The organism is Psychrobacter sp. ENNN9_III (genome assembly GCF_001462175.1).
Classification (GTDB): Bacteria; Pseudomonadota; Gammaproteobacteria; order Pseudomonadales; family Moraxellaceae; genus Psychrobacter.
The window spans coordinates 20,188-32,137 of sequence record NZ_LNUO01000043.1 but is presented as its reverse complement, the minus strand read 5'-3'; the positions used below and the strand labels follow the sequence as shown (position 1 = coordinate 32,137).

The following is an 11,950-nucleotide window of genomic DNA, read 5'->3' as shown; positions in this document are numbered from 1 at the left end:
CTGCCAATCATCAGATTGCAGCGTTTTTTTAATCATTTGTCATTACTCTCAGAGCCAATGACTTATCTATCGATTACCAATAGTTTTCTACTGCAATGTTCCCTTCACCGCGGCGATTCATAACAAAACCCAACTCTTTTAATGTCTCTTTGGTATCTTCTACCATTTCCGGATTACCACATAGCATCACATGGGCGCTATCGTTATCTAGCTTTATGCCAGCCCGCTTCTCAAGCTCACCATTTAATAATAATTGTGGCAAACGCTCGCTAAGCGCTCCTTCCATAGGCTCACGAGTCACAATCGGCACAAAGATTAAGCGAGCAGGATTATCCACCAATGTGCCAAAGTCGTCTTGCAACTGCTTTATTTGCTCAACGTACGCCAGCTCCTCTTTTGAGCGCGCACTATAGGCTAGGACGATATGCTCATAGTCTTGCCATGTTTGCAAATCTTGCAGCATTGATAAAAATGGTGCCAAGCCAGTGCCAGTTGCAAGCAACCATAAGTCTTCTGGTAAGGGTTTTTGATAGCGAGCTAAAGTCAAAAAGCCAAATGGCATAGTATTGAGGAGTAACTCATCCCCCACTTGTAGATGCTGCAACTGTGAGGTAAACGCCCCATCCGGAATCACGATAGAGAAAAACTCCAGCACTTCATCAAATGGTGAAGATACTATCGAGTAAGCGCGGTAAATATCCTCATCCGGCGCGGCGTCAGTTATTTGACTTGGTGCCTTGTCTTGCTGCTTATAGTATTGTAGCTTACTGGGGTTAACGCCTAAACGTACAAATTGACCTGCAGTAAACTTAAAGCTGTCTGGACGCGTTACGGTAAAACTAAACAGATTGGGGGTCCAAGTGGTCTTACTCAGTACTTTAACGGTTTGAATATTGTCTTCACTCATAATAATTAGTCACTTATATCTTGTTAATTTTTGCGTGGTTTATTAAAACGAACAAATAAAAAAGATGCGCCAAGCTTATCATAAACTCAGCGCATCTTGGTTTTCTATCAGTAACTGTAATAGCTCAATCGAAGCTTATTAGCCCTTGTATAAACTGTATGTTACCAGATACGTGCCATACTCGACCATACAATCATACTGTTGGGTAATATACCAAAGAAAATAATCACTGCGGTCACACCGATGACCATCAGTCCACCCATACGAATGCCCCATTGCCCTGCTACGTCAAACTCAATAAACTCTTTTGGACGTTTAAACAGTGTCAGCATGACACGTAAATAGTAGAACAAACCAATGGCACTACCCAAAATAATCATCGCAGCCAAGAACCAGTTCGTACCCTGAACAGCTGCCAGTATGGCAAATAACTTGGTAATAAAGCCAGCCGTCAATGGAATACCAGCCAATGAGAGCATCATAATTGTCATAACAGCCGTTAGTACCGGACGACGCCAAAACAATCCTTGATAATGTATCAGCTCATCAGCTTCACCGGCCAATCGATAAGGGCTAGACATTAAAGTCACAACACCGAACGCACCGATAGAAGTAAAGGCATAAACGGCCATATACATGCTAGTGATACTATCAGCAGCACTACCAATACTGACAATCACAATCAACACATAACCCATATGAGCGATAGAAGAGTACCCTAGTAGGCGCTTTAAATTGGTTTGACGTACTGCCAATAAGTTTCCGACCAAAATAGACAAGGTTGCCATGACCATAATTAGTATCTGTACTGATGGTAATGCCAATAAAGCCGTATCAATCAAAAAGCGGACAGCAAGTGCCATCATTGCAACTTTGGAGACTGAAGCCAGATAAGTCGCTATAGGAGCTGGCGCTCCCTCGTATACATCTGGCGTCCACATATGAAAAGGAGCTGCTGATAGCTTAAAAGCAATACCAAACATCATTAATGCCGTACCCAATATCAGTAATGGTGATTCAAATATATCACCCAATACTAAGCTAATAGGTTTGAATGCCAATGAGCCAACTTGGGCATAAATGAAAGCCATCCCCATCAATAAGGTAGCAGAGGCAGTCGCTGACAATACTAAGTACTTAAGCCCCGATTCAAGTGAGCGATTACGTAAAAAAGTATAAGACAGTAGGCCGTATAGCGGTATAGACAAAAGCTCTAAGCTCATAAAGAATGCCGCCATATGCTGCGCCGATACCATTAAGAGCGCGCCAGTGGTCGACACCAACATCAGTAAGTACAGCTCATCTTTATTGTCTTTAAGATTGGCCAAATACGCGTAAGCTAATGTACAACATGCCAATGCACAGATAAAAATAACGACCATATTAAACTGAGCAAAATTATCGATTACAAATAACTGCTCAGCGCTTGGCAATGCATATCTGCTGTCTATTACTCCTCCTATTTGTGCAAGTAGGATAAATAGACCAACGTTTAGTCCAGTTACCGTAATAGTGCCAGTGATAACATGCGAGCGCTTAATAGTAATCGCAATCATGGCCAATAACGTTGTAACCACTACTGCAATGATTGGTGCATAAGGCATTAGCCCCATCAAATCATTCATCGTAATATCATTCATGACTTAACGTGCCTCCATTGCATCAAGTAACTGTGACGCATCTACTTGAGTGATTTCACTGTAGACATACGCATTATTAATCCACTGCATGGCTTGACTTGATGTATCCAGTATCGGCTGCGGGTAAAGGCCAAGCCATACCAATCCAGCCGCTAACATAAGTAATAATGACAGCTCACGTTTGCCCAGGTCTTTTAATTTGCGTGTTGGCAAACCATGTGATTTGGTCTCGTGCAACGCCACCTCTTCAATATTATTAATCCCAAACAGTGCGCGGTAAATTAAGATTAAAGAATATAAACCAGCCAACACTAAGCTAAAGGTTGCTAGTACTACAAATACGGGGTACTGAGCAAATGCGCCAAATAAAATCATGAATTCACCGATAAAGTTACCTGTACCAGGAATACCTAGAAGTGCCGCGCAAAAGAACATCAATATTGGAGCATAATAACGGAACTGTCCCCACATACCGCCCATCAAAGTCAAATCACGAGTATGTAGACGCTCATAGAGCTGCCCTGCCATAATAAATAGAGCAGCCGAGCTAAGCCCGTGTGCAAGCATCTGAATCATTAAGCCTTGCAGACTGAGTAATGTACCTGCATAAATCGCCAAAACCACAAAGCCCATATGCGAAATACTGGTATAGGCAAGCAAGCGCTTCATATCGGTTTGCATAAAGGCCAGCCATGCCCCATAAAAGATACCAATCGTACCTAACGTAATCGCAATCGGTGCAAACTCTTGAGACGCTGCAGGAAATAAAGGTAATACAAAACGAATCAAACCATAAGCTGCTGTCTTGATTAGTACCCCTGCCAAGTCCACCGAGCCTGCTGTTGGTGCCTGCGCGTGAGCATCCGGCAACCAGCCATGAAAAGGAATAATTGGCAACTTGACGGCAAAACCAATAAAAAAGCAAAGCATGATTGGATATTCCCAGCCGCCAAGTGGCGTACCGAGCAAGTCATTATAATTAAAGCTAACCACACCGCGATTGGCATAATTGAATAGTACTAATAACAAGATACCAATGAGCATGATAAGCCCAGAAGCTTGGGTATAGATAAAGAACTTGGTGGCAGCGTATTCTTTAGTCTTACCACCAGCGACATCATGACCCCAGATAGCAATCAAGAAATAGATAGGAACCAGCATCATCTCCCAAAAGAAAAAGAAGAGGAACATATCAATCGCTAAGAACACGCCTATAACGCCGCCCAAACTCCATAACAAGTTCAGATGAAAAAACCCAACACGGCGTTGAATCTCATTCCATGAACAAGCAACAGCAGCAACACCAAGTAACCCTGTCAGTGCAATCATCAGCAGCGACATACCATCTATTGCTAAATGAAAGCTAATACCAAAACTTGGTATCCATGGCACATTATATTCAGCGACCCATGGCACAGCAGATTGTGGTGCTATGACTTGCTTACTCATGCCTGAAAAGTCGCCATACTGCCATAATACAAGTGACAACCCAAAGGTCAGCATCATGCCGATCAAAGCAATCCACCGCGGCAGACGCTTGTTTATTCGCTCAACCAACCAGCATAACAACCCTGCAATAAATGGAATTGCAATCAATGCTGGCAGCATCCACGTTTGTTGTAACTCTATCATCTTATACCACCGTCATCATTACCAGCACTAACAGCACAGCCATACCCAAGCCAAAACTTGCAGCATAACCTCGAAGTGACCCTGTTTGCGTTGCAGACATCGCTTTGTTCCCTGCTGATGCCAACATAGGTAATATGTTCCATGTTTTATCAATGGGATCGGCTTTAAATAAGCGACCAATGAATAAAAAGGGTTTTACGAAAATCAAATCGTATAGCGCATCAAAGCCCATACCGTTATAGCACCAGTAATATAGCGCGCCACCAATACTTGATTGTTTAAAGCGCGATAACATCCGGCCCTTATCAACCACATATAATAAAGCTGCTAATATCAATCCAGCCAGCATTGCACCCATCGCGATATATTCCGCCGTATGTTTGGCGTGCGCTTGACCTGCAACTTCTAATAAATGCCCTACGCTCTCTGGCAACACACCTTGTAACGGTGGCGTTATGAGTGCGCCCACTGCCGTGGATAGTACTAACAGTACAGTCAATGGCAACCAATACGACACACCAGATAATTTATGTGCAGGTGTTTTCTCTTCACCAAAAAAGACGATCCAAATCATACGGAAAGTATAGATTGCCGTTAAGAATGCACCGAATACACCCATATAGAATAAAACTTGATGACCGGTAGCATAGGTCTCCCAAAGAATGGCTTCTTTAGAGTAAAAACCTACCGTCACCCAAGGTATGGCTGCAAGCGCACCGCCACCGACGATATAGCACCAAAATACCAATGGTATCTTTTTGCGTAAGCCGCCCATCTTAAAGATATCTTGCTCGTGATGAACTGCAAGGATGACTGCACCTGATGATAAGAATAGCAAGGCTTTAAAGAAAGCATGAGTCATTAAGTGGAAGATAGCTCCTTGCCATGCACCAACGCCGAGCGCTAAGAACATATAACCGATTTGGCTCATGGTCGAATACGCTAGGATACGTTTAATATCTGTTTGTACCAATGCACAGAATCCGGCGACAACAAGCGTCAATGCGCCTACTGCTCCAACCCAATATAAAAGAATACCAGGAGTCAAAATAAATAACGGATGCATACGTGCGATTAAATAAACGCCTGCGGTTACCATGGTCGCCGCGTGAATCAATGCAGATACCGGTGTCGGACCTGCCATCGCATCAGCAAGCCACGTATGTAATGGCAACTGCGCTGATTTACCCATCGCACCGCCAACCAACATCATAGTGGTCAACATCATTGTTGGATTATTAAGATCAACCACCTCTGGCGCACGCGTAATAATCTCTTGAATATTGAGCGTACCAAATTCACGAAACAGCAAAAACAGTCCAAATGCTAAGAAGACATCACCGACACGAGTAACGGTAAAGGCTTTCATCGCAGCTCGGCCATTGGCACGATCTTCAAAGTAAAAACCAATCAATAGGTATGAACAGATACCCACGCCTTCCCAGCCAAGATAAAGTAGTAATAAATCATCTGCGAGTACCAGCAACAGCATGCTGGCAACAAATAGGTTCATATAACTAAAAAAACGGGCAAAGCCTTTATCACCTTTCATATACCAAGCGGCAAACAGATGAATCAAAAAGCCAATACCAGTGATAATCCCAGTCATAGTCAATGCTAAACCATCAAAGCTTAGAGCAAAGCTTGGTGCAAAGTCGCCAACTTGAAACCATGTCCATAGCGGTACTTGTATTACGGTACCTGCTGGATTGTCCAGCAAAAAAGTGTAACTGGCAATCAAGGCACACAATGCTGATAACAGCATGCTTCCAACACCAACGAATGCAGCTGCTTGTTCAGTCAGCTTGTCACGCATAAAGGCTAATATTAAAAAGCCAATGAGCGGAAGTATAAAGGTTAATGGTAATAAACTCATGACATCATCCCTTCATCTCATTGGCGCTATCGACATCGAGATGCCCACGCTTATGGTAAAACTGTAGTAATATTGCCAAACCGATGGCTGCCTCAGCTGCTGCTAGTGTCAAAATAAAGATAAACATAATCTGTCCGTCTGGATCGACCCAGCGGCTACCTGCCACTACAAAAGCTAATGCTGCCGCATTCATCATAATCTCAAGACTCATTAGCATGAATAAAAAGTTACGACGTACCATGACACCGCATAGTCCAATAGCGAACAATATACCTGCCAAAATTAGTCCATGGCTCATAGGTATCATACCCAGTACACCTTGCGCCTCAGTAGCGGGCTGCACTAAGCCTACTACCTCATGGGCGAACGGGACGTTGGACACATCTTGTGCCACGCTCGCTGCTAATATCATCAGTCGGACTCCTTACGCGTGACTCGCTGTACACCTACATAGTCATGTGGATCTACTTCTTTGTATTCGTATGGTTCAGCTATCTTTACGGCATCACTAGCTTTATGACTACCGGCATTCTCATGTTCTATAATACTACCCACACTTGGTTGGAAGTCTTGACTGTCGTTACCCATGATCTCATCATCTACAGACTCTTTGCCCAAATGATAAGCAGCAACTAGAGCTGCCAATAATAGCAGCGCGGCTACCTCAACCAACATGACATACTTAGTAAACAGTGCCGTACCAACCGCTTTAGCAGAAATAGACGTACCGCCAATCATGGCGACTTCATTATGATTAAGACCAATCATCGCATACAGCACAACCGCGATAATGACAGTCAGCCCAGTTGGTACTGCCCATGTTCCTGCACTAAGCCAACGCTCCTCACGAGCATCATTAGCCATGCCCAAATTCAGCATCATAATGACAAAAACGAAAAGCACCATAATTGCACCAGCGTATACAACGATCTCAAGCGCCCCAGCAAAGGGCGCACCCAGTACGAAAAATACACCGGCTATCGCTAACAATGATACGATCATCGATAAAATAGCATGGACTGGGTTGGCATGAGTGACCACACGCAGACTAGCAAAAATAGCGACTGCTGCAAGTGAATAAAAACCTGCTAGCTCAGGGTTGTTTAAGATATTCATCATGGCAGCAAGCTCCGAAGATCAATAGGTGCGGCTTCATTTTGTGCAGCCCCTTTTGGTTTATCTGCCACGGCCATACCAGAGACGCGATAATAGTTATAGTCAGGATATTTACCCGGTCCTGAAATAAGTAAATGCTCTTTCTCGTAGACCAGATCCTGACGATTATACTCACCCAACTCAAAATCTGGTGTCATTTGAATCGCTGTCGTTGGACACGCTTCTTCACACAATCCACAAAAGATGCAGCGTGAAAAATTGATTCGGAAAAACTCTGGATACCAGCGTCCATCATCACGCTCAGCTTTTTGTAGTGAGATGCAACCAACTGGACACGCTACTGCACATAAGTTACAAGCAACGCAGCGCTCATCACCGTCTGGATCACGAGATAATATAATACGTCCACGAAAACGCGGCGGTACTGGTACAGGCTCTTCAGGATACAATATAGTATCGCGTGGCCTAATCGCATGGCTATTAACCATCCACATGCTGCGGACAATGGTAAAAATACCAATGACAATCTTTTTTATCGTAGTAAACATGGGATTATTATCCTTATCAGCATTACTTTAGATCTTTACCAAAACTACAGTGCTGGAGAAAACATCAATATAACAGCAGCAGTAATCAGTAAATTGATCAAAGTAACTGGCAGACAGACTTTCCAACCAAAATTCATCACCTGATCATAACGCGGACGCATGAGTGAGCCGCGAGCCAAAACAAACATGGTCATAAAAAATAGCGTTTTTATCATGAACCAAAAAGCTGGCGGGATAAATGGAATATCTAAATTAAAGGGCGCAAGCCAGCCCCCAAAGAACAAACAAGTCATCAGCGCAGAAATGAGTACCACATTGACATACTCACCAATAAAGAACATGCCAAATTTCATACCTGAATATTCGACATGATAACCTTCGGCAAGCTCTTGCTCTGCTTCTGGCTGGTCAAATGGATGCCTATGCGTCACTGCTACACCAGCGACCACAAAGGTTAAAAAGCCAAAAAACTGCGGAATGATATACCAGCCATCAATTTGTGACTCAACGATTTCACGCAGATTAAAAGAGCCAGTCAGTGCAACCACACCCATTAATGACAATCCTAAAAATACCTCATAGCTGATCGTTTGTGCTGCTGAACGCAGGCCACCAAGTAATGAGAACTTGTTGGCAGAGGCCCAGCCACCAAACATAACCGCGTAGACAGCTATACCTGCCATGGCAAAGAAAAACAAAATGCCAATATCCCAATCAGCAACACCAAGCGTTGGCGAGATAGGAATAATGGCAAATGAGGCCAATGCAGTGAACATAGCTACTGCAGGCGCCAAGGTAAACATAAACTTATCGGTAAATTTTGGTATCCAATCTTCTTTAAAGAAGATTTTGAGCATATCAGCGACCAGCTGCAAAGAGCCAAAAGGCCCGACACGGTTGGGACCGTAACGATCTTGCCACAGCGCTAACATACGACGCTCGTAGACAATCATGATGGCAGCTACCAAAACGACTACCAAAAAAATCATTAAAGACTGTCCGACCAAAAACAAAATAGACCAAGCATCAAAGGTCATGCTGTCAGCCAAAAATGTTGGTACATCAGGAATAATACGGGTCACTTGCATATTACATCTCCTGTGTATTGGTCGGAGCTATCGTTGTTTGGGTTGAGCGATTATCATCAAGACCGTTACCAGCCTCACTAGTATGTGTCAAAGAGCTATCATCAGCCATATTACCTACCATCGTTACTGGCGCATCCACTTTGCGTACCGAAGCTGGCACTGATGGATGGATAATGTTTACTTGTCCAACTGGATAGCCGATACAGCCTTCTGCTAAATAACCAACGATCTGTACTGGCAACGTAATTTGTTGCTTATCGATCTCGATAGCTAGGTAATCACCAGTTGCGATATTCCAATCTTTGGCATCGTCAACACTGATACGCCAAGCTGCTACAGGCAGTTGCTCTGCAACGATTGGACTTCGTGATGCCATCATCGAGCTGGCATAGATATTATAGACCGGTACCAATTTAGCTTGGCCTTTTGCTATATCCGTCGTCGTTATCGAACTTGCTTCTGGTGCAATATATCGACGTGTCGGTAGACGCTCTAACATATCAAACAAGCGCACACCTGGATCGCTATTTTTGAGATGACCGCCAACTTTATCTTGGTATTTGTTCCATGCTTGCGGAGAATTCCAACCTGGCGCATGAGCAAAAGGAATCATCGAGCTTGGGGTTTGTTTGCCGCTATAGCCTTCCATCGAAAAGGTTAAGCTGGTATCCCAGTCTTTTGGCTGCATTGGTTCATGGACAGATATTGGTGCACGCATTGCGGTGCGACCAGAATAACGACGCGGCTGACGAGCAATCTTAAGACCCGTGATACGATAATCAGCATTGGGCGCCGCAGCTTTAATACCGGCAAGCTTAGGATGAGTCGCTACTAGGGCATCAATCACATCATCTAGCTGTGTCCAGTCGACATCTCGACCTTCCAAGCTGCTATGGACAGCATGCAACCAGCGCCAGCCTTCTTTGATACTACTCATCGGATGATAGTAATTGTTATCATAAACCTGAAAGAAGCGCTGAGCACGACCTTCAGCAGATACCAAGGTACCATCTGCTTCAGCAAAGCTTGCAGCTGGCAAAACAATGTCGACATCTTTGTGCCAGTCAAGTAGCTGATGATCGAGTGCGATGACGGTCTTGTCAGCGAGTAGCTGTGTTAGTTTGTTGGCATCAATCGCATCAGTCAGCTGATTTTCAGCAACGATGACCACATCAAAATCAGTCGCCAGTAACTCTTCGACTGACTGACCACCAAGCAGGCAAACACCCATGCTATTTGCATCTGGAACCGTTAAATAAATACCCGCTTGTGCCTGATAGTTTTTATTGACTTCTTTGAGCTCAAGATTGTCTTCTCTTAGCTCATCGCTATCGGCAGGCTCACGCTCGATATCATCTTGAGCTTCTTTATCAGTACCAGTATTCGGTTTAGCAGGTTTAGCCGACAGCTCTTTATCTTCTTCAGGCTGATCGTCCGCCGCCTGTGCCTGAGCGGCGGTAACCTTAGCGTTATGTGCTTCAACTTGCTGTTGCTCGGTTGCTTTAATAGCCACTCGTTTTTGCGTGAGTGCCTGAGCAATCTGCGCGGCTGCTTCTATCAGTGCCGTCGATGACAAGCTGCTACCTGAGACGACTAGTGGCTGATCTGCTTGAATCAAATCATAAGCGATCTGCTGAGCCAGCGCTTGCATACCGTCAATATCAGTATTGTCATCTGTATCTTGTTGTTCAGTCGCTTGTGGGTCGATTATTTCTGATAAATCATCTGCAAAATTAGCAATTTCATCGGCCACTTTAAAGCCGAGCTTAATAATATCTTCTGGCGTTGCCACCACGCTCACTTTACTGATGTCTTCAAGCTTTGTCTGGGTCACATCAATCACATAGACTGGGCTTAGCGCATCTTGTGCAATACGTTTAACCGGTTCAGCAAGCCAAGCCTGAGTTTTGAGTGTGGCGGCCATTTTTAGGCCTTCGTTTTTTGCAGCTTGACGTACTGATAATGCGACGCGCGATGAGGTTTGCGTAATATCCTCACCCAAAATCAGTACCGCGTCATGACTTTCAATATCTGTCAGACTAGGATTGTAGATACCTTCAGTACTTAGTACTTCAATGCATTTATTGACCAATGCTTGCTGCTGATGATTCAAACCTGTTGAAAAGTTATCAAAACCTACTAGGTTTTTTAGCGCAAAGTTGGTCTCTAAGCTGGCACGTGGCGAGCCAATACCAATGACTTTTTTGTCCTTGATACGCTTGATGGTTTCGTCTAAGGCATAGTCAATATTGATTTTGACGTGTTTATCATTGATACGCTCAAGTGCTTGGGTAGGACGATCAGTACGGTTGACATAGCCATAACCAAAACGACCACGATCACATAAGAAGTAACGGTTTACCTCACCGTTATAGCGGTTTTCGATACGGCGTAGCTCGCCATAACGCTCACCAGGTGAAATGTTACAGCCAGCCGAGCAGCCATGACAGATACTGGGCGCATACTGCATGTCCCATTTACGGTTGTAGCGCTCAGAGTGGGTTTTATCGGTAAATACACCAGTGGGACAAACTTCGGTTAAGTTACCTGAAAACTCACTTTCAAACTGACCATCTTTATCACGGCCAAAATAAACGCGGTTGTTCGAGCCATAAACACCCAAATCTTCGCCGCCAGCGTAGTCTTTATAGAAACGTACACAGCGATAGCAAGCGATACAGCGGTTCATTTCATGCGCAATAAACGGCCCAAGATCTTGATTATGGTGCGTGCGTTTGGTAAAGCGGTAGCGACGACTGTTATGACCTGACATATAAGTCATATCTTGCAAGTGGCAATGACCACCTTCTTCACAAGTTGGGCAGTCGTGTGGATGGTTGGTCATCAGTAGCTCAACCATCGACTTACGAAACGCTTTGGCTTCATCATCAGTGACCGAAATGTACATGTCGTCGCCTGGCGCAACCATACACGACATCACAAGACGACCTTTACCTGCTTCCATATCTTCTTTATTTTGATACTGCTTGACGGCGCACTGACGACACGAGCCCACTGAACCTAAGGCTGGATGATAACAAAAGTATGGCACATCAATGCCAAGTGACAAGCATGCCTGTAGCAAGTTATCGCTGCTATCTACTTCGACAGTGGTCCCATCAATATGTATGACTGCCATGCCG

9 protein-coding genes are annotated in these 11,950 nt (G+C 44.3%); all 9 read right to left on the bottom strand.

The window, feature by feature from the left end; all coding sequences use genetic code 11:
- Positions 1 to 73: 73 nt before the first annotated feature.
- Positions 74 to 907 (bottom strand): ferredoxin--NADP reductase, encoded by an 834-nt coding sequence (locus PENNN9_RS03500; RefSeq protein ID WP_058368357.1) that lies wholly within the window; start codon positions 905 to 907, stop codon positions 74 to 76.
- 161 nt (positions 908 to 1,068) lie between these two features.
- The gene (locus PENNN9_RS03495; protein ID WP_058368356.1) at positions 1,069 to 2,547 is read right to left on the bottom strand and encodes an NADH-quinone oxidoreductase subunit N; all 1,479 of its coding nucleotides are present in this window, start codon (positions 2,545 to 2,547) and stop codon (positions 1,069 to 1,071) included.
- A gap of 3 nt (positions 2,548 to 2,550) precedes the next feature.
- Positions 2,551 to 4,179, bottom strand: a complete 1,629-nt coding sequence (nuoM, locus tag PENNN9_RS03490) for an NADH-quinone oxidoreductase subunit M (RefSeq protein ID WP_058368355.1) — start codon at positions 4,177 to 4,179, stop codon at positions 2,551 to 2,553.
- Between the two features lies 1 nt (position 4,180).
- Positions 4,181 to 6,055, bottom strand: a complete 1,875-nt coding sequence (nuoL, locus tag PENNN9_RS03485; protein ID WP_058368354.1) for an NADH-quinone oxidoreductase subunit L — start codon at positions 6,053 to 6,055, stop codon at positions 4,181 to 4,183.
- 4 nt (positions 6,056 to 6,059) lie between these two features.
- Complete coding sequence (gene nuoK, locus PENNN9_RS03480) at positions 6,060 to 6,368, bottom strand: NADH-quinone oxidoreductase subunit NuoK (RefSeq protein ID WP_058368358.1); 309 nt, start codon at positions 6,366 to 6,368, stop codon at positions 6,060 to 6,062.
- A gap of 98 nt (positions 6,369 to 6,466) precedes the next feature.
- Positions 6,467 to 7,174: an NADH-quinone oxidoreductase subunit J gene (nuoJ, locus tag PENNN9_RS03475; RefSeq protein WP_058368353.1), complete on the bottom strand. Its 708-nt coding sequence runs from the start codon at positions 7,172 to 7,174 to the stop codon at positions 6,467 to 6,469.
- The gene (nuoI, locus tag PENNN9_RS03470) at positions 7,171 to 7,719 is read right to left on the bottom strand and encodes an NADH-quinone oxidoreductase subunit NuoI (RefSeq protein ID WP_058368352.1); all 549 of its coding nucleotides are present in this window, start codon (positions 7,717 to 7,719) and stop codon (positions 7,171 to 7,173) included. Before nuoI ends, nuoJ begins: the two co-directional genes overlap by 4 nt.
- A 44-nt stretch (positions 7,720 to 7,763) precedes the next feature.
- Positions 7,764 to 8,756: an NADH-quinone oxidoreductase subunit NuoH gene (gene nuoH / locus PENNN9_RS03465; RefSeq protein ID WP_178379379.1), complete on the bottom strand. Its 993-nt coding sequence runs from the start codon at positions 8,754 to 8,756 to the stop codon at positions 7,764 to 7,766.
- A gap of 52 nt (positions 8,757 to 8,808) precedes the next feature.
- Entirely contained in the window at positions 8,809 to 11,946 is a 3,138-nt protein-coding gene (gene nuoG, locus PENNN9_RS03460; RefSeq protein ID WP_058368350.1) for an NADH-quinone oxidoreductase subunit NuoG, read from the bottom strand.
- Positions 11,947 to 11,950 lie beyond the last annotated feature (4 nt).

Bases quoted from the DNA above. Each gene is read 5' to 3' on its own strand.
- PENNN9_RS03500 (WP_058368357.1), bottom strand. From the start codon at position 907: ATGAGTGAAGACAATATTCAAACCGTTAAAGTACTGAGTAAGACCACT.
- PENNN9_RS03495 (WP_058368356.1), bottom strand. From the start codon at position 2,547: ATGAATGATATTACGATGAATGATTTGATGGGGCTAATGCCTTATGCA.
- nuoM (WP_058368355.1), bottom strand. From the start codon at position 4,179: ATGATAGAGTTACAACAAACGTGGATGCTGCCAGCATTGATTGCAATT.
- nuoL (WP_058368354.1), bottom strand. From the start codon at position 6,055: ATGAGTTTATTACCATTAACCTTTATACTTCCGCTCATTGGCTTTTTA.
- nuoJ (WP_058368353.1), bottom strand. From the start codon at position 7,174: ATGATGAATATCTTAAACAACCCTGAGCTAGCAGGTTTTTATTCACTT.
- nuoI (WP_058368352.1), bottom strand. From the start codon at position 7,719: ATGTTTACTACGATAAAAAAGATTGTCATTGGTATTTTTACCATTGTC.
- nuoH (WP_178379379.1), bottom strand. From the start codon at position 8,756: ATGACCTTTGATGCTTGGTCTATTTTGTTTTTGGTCGGACAGTCTTTA.
- nuoG (WP_058368350.1), bottom strand. From the start codon at position 11,946: ATGGCAGTCATACATATTGATGGGACCACTGTCGAAGTAGATAGCAGC.